This is a genomic window from Streptomyces sp. TRM68416 (assembly GCF_014596915.1).
In the GTDB taxonomy this organism is placed as follows: domain Bacteria; phylum Actinomycetota; class Actinomycetes; order Streptomycetales; family Streptomycetaceae; genus Streptomyces.
In genome coordinates, this window is record NZ_JACVWU010000016.1 from 159,102 (window position 1) to 173,139 (window position 14,038).

Here is a 14,038-nt window from a genome sequence, read left to right on the forward strand (position 1 = left end):
CGGCGTCGAACAGGTGTTGGACCCCTGGCTCGGCGGCGGGCGAGGGTTGCCGGCATGCCCCACTTGGTCTCCCGGTACCGCTCCCTGTTCGCCCTGCCCGGCACCCGTGCGTTCACCGCCGGAAACCTCATGGCCCGGCTGCCGATGGGCATGTTCGGCGTGAGCGCGGTGGTGATGATCGCCGAGACGCGCGGGTCGTACGCCCTCGCCGGGTCCGTCGTCGCGGTCGGGCTGGCCGCGACCGCCGTGGTCGCGCCCTGGACCGCGCGGCTCGTCGACCGGTACGGGCAGGCGCGCGTCGCCGTGCCCGCCACCCTCCTGGCCGCCCTCGGTGACCTCGCCCTGGTGCTCTGCACGCGCTACGACGCCCCCGACTGGACCCTGTTCGCCTCCCACGCCGCCACCGCCACCACCCCCAACATCGGCGGCATGGCCCGGGCCAGGTGGGCCCACCTGCTGAAGGGCGACGCGGCGGCGCTGCACACCGCGAACTCCCTGGAGCAGTCGGCGGACGAGCTCTGCTTCATGCTGGGCCCGGTCCTCGCGGCCGTCCTGTGCGGCTCGCTCTTCCCCGAGGCGGGCACGCTGGTCGGCGTCGTGCTCCTCGTCACCGGCATGCTGCTGTTCACCGCACAGCGTTCGACCGAGCCGCCGGTGCAGCGGCGGCGGGCGTCCGCCGTGCCCCCGTACCGCTCCCCCGGCATGCCCCCGCTGCTCGCCGTCTGCCTGGCCATGGGCGCGGTCTTCGGCTCGATGGAGGTCGTCACGATCGCGTTCGCGGACGCGCAGGGGCACCGTACGGCGGCCGGTGCGATCCTCGGCCTCCAGGCCGCCGGCTCCTGCGCGGCCGGACTCCTGTACGGCACGCTGAAGCCGGCCGGCCCCGCCGAGCGCCGCTACGCCCGGTGCATCGCGGCGATGACCGCGCTGCTGACGCTGCCCCTGCTCGCGGCGTCCGCCACCGGCTCCCTCGTCCTGCTGGCGGGCGCGCTGCTGCTGGCCGGCATGGCCACCGCCCCGACGATGATCACCAACATGGCCCTGGTCCAGCAGCGCACCCCCGAGGGCCGCCTCAACGAAGGCATGACCCTGGCCGTGACCGGCCTGCTCGGCGGCATCGCCCTCGGCAGCGCGGCGGGCGGCTGGATGGCGGAGCACACGTCGGCGTCGGCCGGCTACGCGGTACCGGTCGCGTCGGCGGCCACGGCCCTCGCCATCACCCTCACGACGACAGCCACGCGCCGGGGGCGGAACAAGGCCCCGCTCGTCACCACCGTGGCACCCGAGGCATGACCACCGCACGGCACGACTCCGCCCCCGCCGCCCTCACCGCCACACGCGGCACGGCCCGTCCCCCGCCTCCCCGAGCGGGCGCCTCGAAGCAGCCGTGCGCGCAAGCCCGTACCGGGCAACCGTCCCGGCCGCCCCAGCGCACCGACCGGCCGTCGGAGGCCGCGGGGGCGCGCCGCGCACCGACCTCCCCTCACCCCCGCGGCATGACCGCCACGGGACACGACTCCGCCCCGCCGCCCTCACCCCCGCCGCACGATCCGAACCCTCGCCGGCCCCTTGGCCACCAGTGTGATCCCCGCGCCGAGGGGCACCTCGCCCGACCGGGCGTCCTCGAACTCGTACTCGCGCAGCAGGACGGCCAGGCCGAGGACCGACTCCAGCATCGACAGGCGTTGGCCGATGCAGGCGCGGGGGCCGCCGCCGAAGGGGAACCAGGCGTAGCGCGGGCGGGCCGCTTCCGCCTCCGGGGTGAAGCGGGTGGGGTCGAAGCGGTCGGGGTCGGGCCAGTAGTCGGGGTGGCGGTGGGTGACCCACGGACTGACGATGACGTCGGCCCCGGCGGGGATGCGTACGCCGCCGACGGAGGTGTCCTGGACGGCGCGCCGGCCGACCGCGGGCGCCGAGGGGTACAGCCGCATGGCCTCCTTGAGGACCATCGTCAGACAGGGCAGCGCATCCATGTCGGCGGCGGTGGGCGCCCGTCCACCGGGGCCGCCGAGCACGCCGTCGACCTCCTCGCGGACCCGCTGCTGCGTCTCGGGGTGCCGGGCGAGCAGGAGCAGGGCGAAGGCGAGCGCGGTGGCGGTGGTCTCGTGGCCGGCCAGCAGGAAGATCAGGACCTGCTCGCGCAGTTCGGTGGCGTCGAGGCTGCCGTCTTCGGCGTTCTCGGCGTGCACGAGGAGGGTGACCAGGTCGTCCCGGTCGGTCAGTCCGCGCCGGTCGGCGATGATCTCGTCGCACATCGCGTACAGCTCCGCCTGGAGGCCTGCGACACGGCGGTTGGCGGGCGTGGGCCAGTGGCGCGGCGCCTTGAGCGGGGAGAAGCCGCGCTTCAGGGAGTACTCCTGGAGCGCGGGCATGGTCCGCCCGATCACCTCGGACACCTTCTCCACGTCCGTCCCGAACAGGATCCGGCACACCACGCGCAGCGCGAACCGCTGCATCTCCCCGATCAGTTCGACGTTCCCGTCCGAGGCCGCGCCCCACGTCTCGGTCAGCTCGGCGGCCTCGTCGGCGACCTGCTGGGCGTAGCCGTTCACCCGGCGGGGCGTGAACAGCGGCTGCACGAGCCGGCGCTGGCGCAGGTAGGTGTCGTCCTGGCTGGTGAGCAGGCCGTTGCCGACGGACTGGCGGAGCTCCTCGTAGAAGACGTTGTCCTTGCGGAAGTTGGCGGCCTCGGTCGCCAGTACCTGCTGGACGCCCTCGGCGGAGAAGACCGCGTAGACCTCCGACCGCAGACCGGGAGGTCCGGCCAGGAAGCGCACCACGTCGCCGTGGTCGCGCCGGGCCCGGAGGTAGGTGCCGAGCGGGTCGCGCAGCAGGTCGCACATCGAGCCGAGTACCGGGCTCCCCGTCGCGACCGGCGCCTGCACTGCCGGGGTCGTCACCGCCATGGCTCCGCCGCCTCCCGTGGACGTAGACCTGGATGATCGACAACCAGCCTACGCACAACACGGGTTGAGAGCGACGGGCTCATCTCGACAATCCCGCGCGGCGGGCGTCGCCGACCGCGAACCCCGTCAAATCCATTGACGCGCCCGCGCGGCGCACATACCTTCCTGCGTCGAAGCGCTTCGACGTCACCCATCGAATCGATTCGATGAACGCAGTGTGACGTGGCCAGTACGTCCCGAAATCCGTCCGACTCCCCCTGGAGGCACTGGATGTTGACGGCACGAAGGCGTGGGGCGGCCACCGCCGTGGTCCTCGCGGGATCACTGCTCCTGGCTGCCTGCGGGGGCTCGGACGAAGGCGGCTCCGGCGACGGCAAGACCCTGCGGCTCTGGCACTACGAGGGCCCCAACAGCGCCATGGGCGTGGCCTGGAACGCGGCGATCGAGGAGTTCGAGAAGACCCATCCGGGCGTGAAGGTGGAGTACGAGGAGAAGGGCTTCGAACAGATCCAGAAGACGGCGCCGATGGTGCTGAACTCCTCGGACGCGCCCGACCTCATGGAGTACAACAAGGGCAACGCGACGGCCGGACAGCTCTCCGAGCAGGGCCTGCTCACCGACCTGACCGGCGAGGCCACCAAGCGCGGCTGGGACAAGAAGCTCAGCGCCGGTGTGCGCACGACCAGCCTGTACGACACCAACGGGGTGATGGGCACCGGCAAGTGGTACGGCGTGCCCAACTACGCCGAGTACACGATGGTCTTCTACAACAAGGACCTGTTCGCCGAGCACAACATCGCCGAGCCGAAGACGTTCGACGAACTCACCGCCGCCATGGACAAGTTCGTCGAGGCGGGCGTCACCCCGCTGGCCAACGCGGGCGCCGAGTACATGGCCCAGCAGTACCTGTACCAGCTCGCCCTGACCAAGGCCGACCGCTCCTGGGTCGACGCGTACGAGCTGTACAAGGGCAAGGCCGACCTGCACGACGAGGCCTGGACGTACGGCGCGACCACGTTCGCCGACTGGGTGAAGAAGGGCTACATCAGCAAGACCTCCACCAGCACCAAGGCCGAGGACGCGGGCGTCTCCTTCATCCAGGGCAAGGCGCCGATCCTGTTCTCCGGCAGCTGGTGGTTCGGCCGCTTCCAGGAGGAGGCGAAGTTCGACTGGGACAGCATGCTGTGGCCGGACACGAACCTGACCCTGGGCTCCGGCGGCAACCTGTGGGTGGTCCCGAAGAACGCCAAGAACAAGGAACTGGCCTACGACTTCATCGACATCACCATGTCGGAGAAGATCCAGAACCTGCTCGGCAACAACGGCGGCGTCCCGGTCGCGGCCGACGCGGACGCCATCACCGACCCGAAGTCCAAGACGCTCATCGAGAACTTCAACGCCCTCTCCGACCGGGACGGCCTGGCCTTCTACCCCGACTGGCCGGTCACCGGCTTCTACGACGTCCTCGTCTCCGAGACCCAGAAGCTGATCACGGGCAGCGCGGACCCGGACGCCTATCTGGACGCCTTGCAGGAGGCCTACGACAAGGGCGTACCGGAGCGGTGACGGTCACCGTCGAACGGCGTGGCCGGGCGGCCGGCAAGCTCCCCCTTGCCGGCCGCCCGCGCCGCCCCCGCGACTCCTACGCGCTGTTCCTGCTGCCCGGGGTGCTCGCCTTCCTCGCGATCGTCGTCCTGCCGTTCGCCATGAACACCTACGTCAGCTTCACCGACTGGGAGGGCGTGGGCAGCCCGGAGTGGTCGGGGCTCGCCAACTACCGGGAGCTGATGGACGACTCGGAGTTCTGGGCGTCGTTCCGGCACAGCATGTTCATGGTCGTCGCCATGGCCGTCGTACCGACCGCGCTGGGGCTGGTGCTGGCCGCGGCCCTGTTCGACTACGTGGGCCGGCACTTCGGCAGCAAGGTCGTGGCCGTGCTGCGGGCCTGCTTCTATCTCCCGCAGGTGCTGCCGATCGCGGTCGCGGGCATCGTCTGGAGCTGGATCCTCGCCCCCGACAACGGCTCCCTCAACGAACTGCTCGGGGCCGTGGGCCTGTCGAGCTGGCAGCAGGACTGGCTGGGCGATCCCGATCTCGCGCTCTACAGCGTGATGGGCGTGATGGTGTGGGTGCAGCTCGGCTTCCCGCTGGTGGTCTTCATGGCCGGACTCCAGCGCGTGGACCCGCAGTTGCACGAGGCGGCCGAGCTGGACGGGGCGGGCTGGTGGCGTCGCTTCTGGCACATCACGCTGCCGCAGATCCGGCCGGAGACGTATGTCGTGCTGACCTGGTGCTCGATCGCCGCGCTCAAGGTGTTCGGCGCGGTGTACGTGCTGACCAAGGGCGGTCCGGGCGGTGCGACCAACGTCCCCTCGTACTTCTCCTTCACCACGTTCTTCGAGAAGACGCAGGTGGGCTACGGCGCCGCGATCTCCACCGTGCTGACCGTGATCATCCTGGCGCTGTCCCTGCTCGGGCTGAAGCTCCAGACGCGCGCCGAGGAGGCCTCGTGAGCACCGCGCTCCGCCGCTACCCCGTGCTGGTCGCCCTGTGCGTGGCCGCCCTGTTCATGGTCGTGCCGTTCCTGATCGTGACCATGAACGCGGTCAAGTCGCCCACCGAGTACTCCCAGAACGGCCCGCTCGGCCTCCCCGAGGGCCTCTACCTGGACGGTCTGAAGGACTTCTGGGAGCGCGTCGACTACACCCAGAAGCTGGTCAACTCCGTGCTGATCAGCGGCGCGGTGGCGATCGGCGCGGTCGTGCTGTCGGTGCTGAACGCGTACGCGATCGGCATCGGGCGGGTCAAGGGCCGCACCTGGGTGCTCGCCTTCTTCGTCCTCGCCAACATGCTGCCGCAGGAGGCGCTGGTCTACCCCGTCTACTACCTGAGCAAGGAAGTCGGCCTGTACGACACCAGGTTGAGCGTGATCATCGTCTTCACGGTGATCCAGGCGGCGTTCGGCACGTATCTGCTCTCCTCCGTGCTCGGCCAGTTCCCCCGCGAGATCATCGAGGCGGCCCGGATCGACGGGGCCAACAAGTGGCAGGTGCTGTGGCGGATCGTCGTCCCGGTCAGCCGGCCCACCCTCGGCGTCCTCATGGTCTTCTTCTTCATCTGGACCTGGAACGAGTTCCTGCTCCCCCTGGTCATGCTGATCTCCAACGACAACCAGACGGTGTCGGTGGCCCTCGGCGTCCTCCAGGGCCAGCGTCTGATGGACGCCACGATGACCAACGCGGCCGCCCTGCTCGGCGTCCTCCCGGCCATCGTCTTCTTCCTCCTCTTCCAGCGGACCCTCACCCGCGGCATCGCCGTGGGCGCCGTCAAGTAAGGACCCCCCACGTGAAGTTCACCAACGGCTACTGGCTGCTGCGCGAGGGCGTCACCGCGGCCCACCCGGTCGAAGTGCTCGACGTCACGGAGCAGGACGGCGCGCTGGAGATCCACGCGCCGACCCGCCCGATCCGCTCGCGCGGCGATCTGATGACGGGACCGGTCATGACGATCAAGGCACACAGCCCCATGCCCGACGTCATCGGGCTGACTCTGACGCATCTGACCGGCGACGTGCGGCGCGGGCCCGAGTTCGAGCTCGCCGAGTCGACGGCCGCGGCCCAGGTGGCCTACGACGACGGGCATGTGACGCTGATCTCCGGCGAGTTGTCGCTGCGGGCCGCCCGCACCGGCTCCTGGCACGTGGAGTTCCTGGCCGGCGGCCGGGTGCTGACCTCCAGCGGCCACAAGGGCATGGGCATCATGCGGGAGGCGGACGGCGCGCACTACCTGCGCGAGCAGCTCAACCTCGGGGTGGGGACGAGCGTCTACGGCCTCGGCGAGCGGTTCGGGCCGCTGGTGAAGAACGGCCAGGTCGTCGACATCTGGCAGGCCGACGGCGGCACGTGCAGCGAGCAGGCGTACAAGAACGTGCCCTTCTATCTGACGGACGCGGGCTACGGCGTCTTCGTCGACCATCCGGGCAAGGTGTCCTTCGAGGTGGCCTCGGAGGTCGTCTCCCGGGTGCAGTTCAGCGCGGAGACGCAGGAGCTGACGTACTACGTCGTCTACGGGCCGACCCCGAAGGAGATCCTGCGCAAGTACACGGCGCTCACCGGCCGTCCGGCGCTGCCGCCCGTCTGGTCGTTCGGGCTGTGGCTGTCGACGTCCTTCACGACCTCGTACGACGAGGAGACCGTCACCTCCTTCGTGGACGGCATGCGGGAGCGCGAACTGCCCCTGTCGGTCTTCCACTTCGACTGCTTCTGGATGCGCGAGTTCCACTGGTGCGACTTCCAGTGGGACCCGCGGGTCTTCCCGGACCCCGAGGGCATGCTCTCCCGGCTGAAGGCGCGCGGGCTCCGGGTGAGCGTGTGGATCAACCCGTACATCGCCCAGCGCTCGCCGCTGTTCGCGGAGGGCAAGGCGCTCGGGCATCTGCTGAAACGGCCCGACGGCAGCGTCTGGCAGTGGGACCTGTGGCAGCCGGGCATGGCCCTGGTCGACTTCACCAGCCCCGAGGCCCGCGACTGGTACGCGGCCAAGCTGGAGGCGCTGCTCGCGCAGGGCGTGGACTGCTTCAAGACCGACTTCGGCGAGCGGGTGCCGCTCGACGTGCAGTGGTCCGACGGCTCCGACCCGGAGCGCATGCACAACTACTACACGTACCTGTACAACCGCACGGTCTTCGACGTGCTGCGCAAGCACCGGGGCGAGGAGGAGGCGGTCGTCTTCGCCCGGTCAGCGACGGCGGGCAGCCAGCAGTTCCCGGTGCACTGGGGCGGCGACTGCGAGGCCACGTACGAGTCGATGGCGGAGTCGCTCAGGGGCGGTCTCTCGCTGGGCCTGTCCGGCTTCGGGTTCTGGAGCCATGACATCGGCGGCTTCGAGGGGACCCCGTCGCCCGCCCTGTTCAAGCGGTGGCTGGCCTTCGGGCTGCTCTCCTCGCACAGCCGTCTGCACGGCTCCTCCTCCTACCGCGTGCCGTGGCTGTTCGACGAGGAGGCCGTCGACGTGGCCCGGCACTTCACCCGGCTGAAGCTGCGCCTGATGCCCTATCTGTACGAGGCCGCGCGCACCGCCCACACCGAGGGCGTGCCGATCATGCGGGCGATGGTGCTGGAGTTCCCGGACGACCCCGGGTGCGCGCATCTGGAGCGGCAGTACATGCTCGGCCCGGACCTGCTGGTCGCACCGGTGTTCAGCGATTCCGGCGAGGTCACCTACTACGTGCCCGAGGGCACCTGGACCCACTTCGTGACCGGGGAGACGGTGACCGGGCCGCGCTGGGTGCGCGAGAAGCACGACTTCGCGAGCGTGCCGCTGCTGGTGCGGCCGGGCGCGGTGATCCCGGTGGGCGCGGTGGACGACCGGCCCGACTACGACCACGCCGACGGGGTCACCCTGCGGGCGTTCGGGCTCGCGCGGGGCGCGCAGGTGTCGGTGCGGGTCGGGGACGTGGCCTTCACCGTCGTACGGGAGGGGGACACGCTGCGGGCGTCGTGCGCCGACCCGTCGAAGCCGTGGGGGCTCGCGGCCGGGGGGCGTCAGGCGCGGGCGCGGGTCGGGACCGGGTTCCTCACGGTGGAGCTGGACTGATGGTGAAGATCACCGATGTGGCGCGGCACGCCGGGGTCTCCCCCAGCACCGTGTCGTACGCGCTCAGCGGCAAGCGCCCGATCTCCGAGGAGACCCGGCAGCGTGTGGAGGCGGCCATCCGCGAGCTGGGCTACCGCCCGCACGCGGGTGCCCGCGCCCTGGCCAGCAGCCGGTCCAACGTGCTGGCCCTGGTCGTACCGCTGCGCACCGGGATCCATGTGCCGGTGGTGATGCAGTTCGCGGTGTCGGTGGTGACGACGGCACGGCGCCACGACCACGATGTGCTGCTGCTGACGCAGGAGGAGGGCGAGGAGGGGCTGCGCCGGGTCGCGGACACCGCGCTCGTCGACGCGCTGATCGTCATGGACGTCCAACTGCACGACCGGCGGCTGCCGTTGCTACGGGCCCTGGACCGCCCTTCCGTGCTGATCGGTTTCCCCTCCTCCCCCGCCGGACTGACCTGCATCGACCTGGACTTCAAGGCGGCCGGCGAGGCCTGTGTGGAGCATCTGGCGCGGCTCGGGCACCGGGTGGTGGCGCTGGTCGGATCGCCGCCGGAGGTGTACGTACGGCAGACCGCGTTCGCCCAGCGGGTGGTCGAGGGGTTCACGGCCGCCGCCGACCGCGGCGGGCTGGCCTCCTCCGTCCACCCGTGCGAGGGCCGGCCCGGCGCGGCCCGCGCGGTCGCCGAGCGCCTGTTGCGCGAACAGCCCGCCCTGACCGGCGTCGTCGTCCACAACGAGCCGCTCCTGGAACCGCTCGTCGACGCCTTCGAACAGCTCGGTCTGCGCATCCCCGGCGATCTGTCGGTCACCGCGATCTGCCCCGACGAGACCGCGGCCGCCGTCCGCGTGCCCATCACCTCCGTGGCCCTGCCGACCGCCGAGGTGGGCGAGCGGGCGGTGGAGCTGCTGATGGGCAAGCTCGGCGGCAAGCCGGTGCCGCAGGCCACGCTGCTGCCGCCCCGGATCACGGAGCGCGCCAGCACCGCACCACGTCACGCGCCCTGAACACCCGTCTGCAAGGCCCTACTCGAAGGAGCCGTGGAACATGAAAGGTCCCAGACACAGAGCCACCCTCGTCGTCGCCCTCGCGCTGATCGCGGGCACCGTCGCCGCCGTCCCCGCGGCGGCCGAGCCCGAACCCGCCTTCCGTGACCCGTCCCTGCCCGTCTCCGAACGCGTCGAGGACCTCCTCGACCGGCTCACCCTCGACGAGAAGATCTCCCTGCTCCACCAGTGGCAGCCCGCGATCCCGCGCCTGGGCATCCAGTCCTTCCGCACCGGCACCGAGGCCCTGCACGGCGTCGCCTGGCTGGGCGAGGCCACCGTGTTCCCGCAGGCCGTCGGCCTCGCCTCGACCTGGGACACCGGCCTGATGGAACGGGTCGGCTCGGCGATCGGCGACGAGGTCCGCGGCTTCCAGCAGGAACGCCCCACGGGCTGGGGCCTGAACGTGTGGGCACCCGTGACCAACCCGCTGCGCGACCCGCGCTGGGGCCGCAACGAGGAGGGCTACAGCGAGGACCCGCAGCTGACCGGCGCCCTGGCCACGGCGTTCGGCGAGGGCCTCACCGGCGGCGACCCCGACCATCTGAAGACGGCCCCGACGCTGAAGCACTACGTGGCCAACAACAACGAGGTGAACCGCACGACCACCTCCGCCGACCTGCGCCCGCGGGTGCTGAAGGAGTACGACCAGGCGGCCTTCCGCCCGGCCATCGAGGCGAACGCGGCGACGGGCGTGATGACCGCGTACAACCTGGTCAACGGCCGCCCGGCGACGGTCAGTCCGGACCTGGACGAGGTCGTGCGGAAGTGGACCTCGTACGACCTCATGAACGTCACCGACGCCTTCGCGCCCGGCAACCTCTCCGGCGAGCAGAAGTACTACCCGACCCTCGCCGAGGGCGACGCGGCCGCCCTGAAGGCCGGCATCGACAGCTTCACGGACAACGACGCGAACTCCGACATCACGATCAACGCCATCAACTCCGCCTTGAACCAGGGGCTGTTGGAGGAGTCCGACATCGACGAGGCGGCCGGGCACATCCTCTCCGTCCGCGTCCGCCTCGGCGAGTTCGACCCGGGCGGCGGCAAGTACGGCGCGATCGACAAGTCCGTGATCAACAACCCCGCCCACCGGAAGCTGGCGCGCGAGGCGGCGGCCGAGGGCGCGGTGCTGCTGAAGAACCAGGGCCGGACGCTGCCCCTGAAGAAGTCCGGGAAGGACGTCGCCGTGGTCGGCCCGCTCGCCGACACCCTGTACACCGACTGGTACTCGGGCACCCTGCCGTACGAGGTCACCCCGGCCAGGGGCATCGCGGACAAGCTCGGCGTGCCGGAGGTGGCGAGCAGCGAGGGCGTGGACCGCATCGCGCTGCGCAACACCGAGACCGGCGCGTACGTGACGGCGGGCACGGACGCCGACGGCGAGCCGCTGAGGGAGGCCACGGGCTCGGGCACGGCCACGCAGTTCGACATCTTCGACTGGGGCGCGGGCATCGTCACGCTCCGCTCCGCCGCCAACGGCAAGTACGTCGGATACAACTGGTCGAACTTCGTCAACGACCAGGAACAGCCCGGCGGTTGGTTCGTCCAGCAGCAGTTCGCGCCGGAGCTGCAGGACGACGGCAGCTACCTGCTGCGGTACGCCAGCTACGAGACCCGCGAGTCCTGGTGGTCCAACCCGGTCTACCTGGGGCCGACCGGCGCCGACGGCACGCTCGGTCTGGTGGCGAAGGCGCGGGCCTCGTCGTACGCCAAGGAGATCGTGCGCAGTGGCGTCGAGGAGGCGGTCGCCGCGGTGAAGGGCAAGGACGCGGCCGTGGTGGTGGTCGGTTCGATGCCCGCGATCAACGGCCGCGAGAACGACGACCGTGAGGACATGGGCCTGGCCCCGGCACAAGAGGCGCTGGCCCAGGCGGTGCGGAAGGCCAACCCGAACACCGTCGTGGTCGTCGAGAACAGCTACCCCACCACGCTCGGCGCCCTGCAGAAGAGCGTCCCGGCCCTGCTGTGGACCTCCCACGCGGGCCAGGAGACCGGCAACGCCCTCGCCGACGTGCTGTTCGGCGACGTGAACCCGGCGGGCCGCCTGACCCAGACCTGGTACCGCTCGGAGTCCGACCTCCCCTCGATCCTCGACTACGACATCATCAAGTCCGACCGCACCTACCAGTACTTCCGGGGCACCCCGCTCTACCCCTTCGGCCACGGCCTGTCGTACACGACGTTCCGCTACGGCCCGTTGAAGAAGGTCGACGGCGGCTACGAGGTGAAGGTCACCAACACCGGCGGCCGGGCCGGCGACGAGGTCGTCCAGCTCTACACCCACCAGCGCGTCTCCCGCGACAAGCAGCCGCTGAAGCAGCTCAAGGCGTTCGAGCGGGTGTCGCTGAAGCCGGGCCGGACGAAGACGGTCAGGCTGAACCTCAGTCGGCAGGATCTGGCCCACTGGGACGTCACCCGCTCCCAGTGGGTGGTGGAGAGCGGCACCTACGACATCATGGTCGGCGCCTCCTCCACGGACCTCCGCGCGCGGACGACCTGGCAGGTCAAGGGCGAGACCATCCCCGCCCGCGACCTGTCCCGCACCACCCGCGCCGAGAACTTCGACGACTACGACTCCGTCCGCCTGGTCGACGAGTCCAAGGCCCGCGGTACGGCGGTGTCGGCGGCGAAGGACGGCGCCTGGCTGAAGTTCGCGGACGCCCGACTCGGTTCCGGCGCCGACACGTTCACCGCCCGCCTGGCCGGTGCGGCGGGCCCGGTGGAGATCCGGCTCGGTTCCCCCACGGGCCGCCTCGTCGGTACGGCGCACTTCGCCGGGACCTCGTCGCCGTACGCCTACGAGACGGTGACGGCGAAGCTGTCACGCGCGGCGAAGGGCCGTACGGACGTCTACCTGGTCCTCGGCAAGGACCAACGCCTGTCGGAGTTCAGCCTGCGCTGACCGCGACCACGTCCCTGCTGTCGCGCGCGACGAAGGACCGTTCGGCGCTCAGCCCGCGCTGACCGTTTCCTTCGTCCAGGCGTCGACGCCGAGTCGGCCCGTCGTGCCGAGGTCCAGTTCCGGGGTCACCATTACGGGGGCGGCGCCGGGCCTCGGCCGTACGCGGACGTACGGCGCGTTCACCGGGTCCCCGAACTCGGTGGTGTTGCGCCAGGCGAGGCCCGCCTGCGCGGTCTCGCCCGGCTGCAGCACCAGGGGCTGCGGAGCGGTGCCGCCGAGGCCGCCGCCGATCTGGTCGGTGCCCTGGAGGATCTTCACCTCGTCCACGGTCTCGTGGTCCTCGTCGAGGACCTCGACCTCCGGATAGCCGTTCACTTCGTAGGGCCGGCTGCCGCAGTTGACCAGGTGCAGCCCGACGACCCGCAGCCCCATGGCGGCGTCGCCCCGGTCCGCGTAGACCCGCACCCCGGACTCGGGGCACGGGCCGGACTGGGACGGCGCCTCGTCGACGGGGACGCTGCGCACCTTCACGACGGTCACCGACGACACGTCGGCCGAGGTGCCGGTCGAACCGCGGGCAACGACCGTTCCCTTGACGGTCTTCCCGGCGCCGACCGCCGCGATCGTGCGCTCCGGGTCGTCGACGGCGGTGCCGGAGCCGGAGCGGAAGCCGAAGGTGACGGTGTAGGTGGCCGCCGCGGTCCCGTCGTTGGTGATCTCGAAGTCGGCGGAGAAGGAGGGGTCGGTGCCGCAACCGCTGCCGGCGCCCCAGGCGTAGAGCCCGGTGATCTTCACGCCGTCGTCCGGGGCGTCGTCGTAGGAGGGAACGGGCAGCGGTGTCGGGGTGCCCGAGGGGCGGGGTTGCTCGGACGGCTGCTCCGTCGACAGGTCCCCGTACTGCGGGTGGTCGGACGGGCACACGGTGGCGACGGCGACCGGGCCGCCCGTGCTTCCGGCCCCCTCCCCGGCGCTCTGCGTACCGCACGCGGCCAGCAGCAGGACACCGGCGAGAACAAGGGGAGCGGCACGCAGATCGGTGGGCATGCGCCCACCCCACCAAGGTCCGCGCGCCATAGCTGTGGCGTACCCCACACTCCCGGTCACAGGGCTGTCACAACTCCTCCTGCGATGGGCGCAGGCCCGCTCTGCCGACATGACAAAGGCCCCGGCGCTGCGAGAGCGACGGGGCCTTGCCCACATGGGATGAGTGGAGATGGCGGGAATCGAACCCGCGTCCAACGGTGCGGAATCAGGGCTTCTCCGTGTGCAGTCTGGTACGAGTTTCTCGGCCCTCCGGATCACCCAGACAAGTCCGGAACGGGCTCAGTCACTGTTTGATTTCCCTCTTCACCCCGTGACCGGGATCAAGGTTTAGTTCCCTAGCTGATGCCAGGATCCGGGTCGGGAACAGCCCCGGGCTGACACTTCGCAAGTCGCTACTTAGGCAGCGAGGGCGAAGGAATCGCGCTTGGTGTTGGCGATTATTGGTTGCGACATATGGTTTACGAGATCATTGCCGCTTCCTCGACACGCTTCCCCTGCTTCGACAGCCGCTGTCGAAACCGATCATCCCCATGTTGTTT

Annotated in this window: 9 protein-coding genes and 1 other RNA gene; 7 read left to right on the forward strand and 3 right to left on the reverse strand. The window is 70.7% G+C overall.

Features of this window, described 5'->3' with window-relative positions; translation table 11 throughout:
• The first annotated feature begins 54 nt into the window (after positions 1 to 54).
• Positions 55 to 1,293: an MFS transporter gene (locus ICC28_RS25090; RefSeq protein WP_188290957.1), complete on the forward strand. Its 1,239-nt coding sequence runs from the start codon at positions 55 to 57 to the stop codon at positions 1,291 to 1,293.
• A 239-nt stretch (positions 1,294 to 1,532) separates the two neighbouring features.
• On the opposite strand, the gene ICC28_RS25095 is transcribed toward ICC28_RS25090, so the two are convergent.
• Positions 1,533 to 2,906: a cytochrome P450 gene (locus ICC28_RS25095; RefSeq protein ID WP_188290958.1), complete on the reverse strand. Its 1,374-nt coding sequence runs from the start codon at positions 2,904 to 2,906 to the stop codon at positions 1,533 to 1,535.
• Between the two features lie 270 nt (positions 2,907 to 3,176).
• Here ICC28_RS25095 and ICC28_RS25100 point away from each other — a divergent pair, with 270 nt between their 5' ends.
• Genes ICC28_RS25100 through ICC28_RS25125 form a run of 6 tightly spaced genes read left to right on the forward strand, consistent with a single transcriptional unit; the run spans position 3,177 to position 12,455 of the window.
• A complete protein-coding gene (locus ICC28_RS25100) occupies positions 3,177 to 4,472 on the forward strand; it encodes an ABC transporter substrate-binding protein (RefSeq protein WP_188290959.1) in 1,296 nt (431 codons plus the stop codon).
• Positions 4,469 to 5,419, forward strand: coding sequence for a carbohydrate ABC transporter permease (locus ICC28_RS25105; RefSeq protein ID WP_188290960.1), 951 nt, complete (start codon positions 4,469 to 4,471; stop codon positions 5,417 to 5,419). The genes ICC28_RS25100 and ICC28_RS25105 overlap by 4 nt, the downstream gene beginning before the upstream one ends.
• On the forward strand, positions 5,416 to 6,240 hold the full coding sequence (locus tag ICC28_RS25110) for a carbohydrate ABC transporter permease (protein ID WP_188290961.1): 825 nt from the start codon (positions 5,416 to 5,418) through the stop codon (positions 6,238 to 6,240). Before ICC28_RS25105 ends, ICC28_RS25110 begins: the two co-directional genes overlap by 4 nt.
• A gap of 11 nt (positions 6,241 to 6,251) precedes the next feature.
• Complete coding sequence (gene yicI, locus ICC28_RS25115) at positions 6,252 to 8,501, forward strand: alpha-xylosidase (RefSeq protein WP_188290962.1); 2,250 nt, start codon at positions 6,252 to 6,254, stop codon at positions 8,499 to 8,501.
• Positions 8,501 to 9,511: a LacI family DNA-binding transcriptional regulator gene (locus tag ICC28_RS25120; protein WP_188290963.1), complete on the forward strand. Its 1,011-nt coding sequence runs from the start codon at positions 8,501 to 8,503 to the stop codon at positions 9,509 to 9,511. The genes yicI and ICC28_RS25120 overlap by 1 nt, the downstream gene beginning before the upstream one ends.
• Before the next feature lie 40 nt (positions 9,512 to 9,551).
• Positions 9,552 to 12,455, forward strand: a complete 2,904-nt coding sequence (locus ICC28_RS25125) for a glycoside hydrolase family 3 protein (RefSeq protein WP_188290964.1) — start codon at positions 9,552 to 9,554, stop codon at positions 12,453 to 12,455.
• Between the two features lie 48 nt (positions 12,456 to 12,503).
• Here the strand turns inward: ICC28_RS25125 and ICC28_RS25130 are convergent, their stop codons facing one another.
• Together ICC28_RS25130 and ssrA are read right to left on the reverse strand one after the other, a co-directional pair.
• Entirely contained in the window at positions 12,504 to 13,499 is a 996-nt protein-coding gene (locus ICC28_RS25130) for a DUF4232 domain-containing protein (RefSeq protein ID WP_188290965.1), read from the reverse strand.
• Between the two features lie 161 nt (positions 13,500 to 13,660).
• Positions 13,661 to 14,029: a transfer-messenger RNA gene (gene ssrA, locus ICC28_RS25135) on the reverse strand.
• Between the last annotated feature and the right edge of the window lie 9 nt (positions 14,030 to 14,038).

Coding starts and splice junctions, on each gene's coding strand:
- ICC28_RS25130 (WP_188290965.1), bottom strand. CDS start 13,499: ATGCCCACCGATCTGCGTGCCGCTCCCCTTGTTCTCGCCGGTGTCCTG.
- ICC28_RS25095 (WP_188290958.1), bottom strand. CDS start 2,906: ATGGCGGTGACGACCCCGGCAGTGCAGGCGCCGGTCGCGACGGGGAGC.
- ICC28_RS25120 (WP_188290963.1), top strand. CDS start 8,501: ATGGTGAAGATCACCGATGTGGCGCGGCACGCCGGGGTCTCCCCCAGC.
- ICC28_RS25125 (WP_188290964.1), top strand. CDS start 9,552: ATGAAAGGTCCCAGACACAGAGCCACCCTCGTCGTCGCCCTCGCGCTG.
- ICC28_RS25090 (WP_188290957.1), top strand. CDS start 55: ATGCCCCACTTGGTCTCCCGGTACCGCTCCCTGTTCGCCCTGCCCGGC.
- ICC28_RS25100 (WP_188290959.1), top strand. CDS start 3,177: ATGTTGACGGCACGAAGGCGTGGGGCGGCCACCGCCGTGGTCCTCGCG.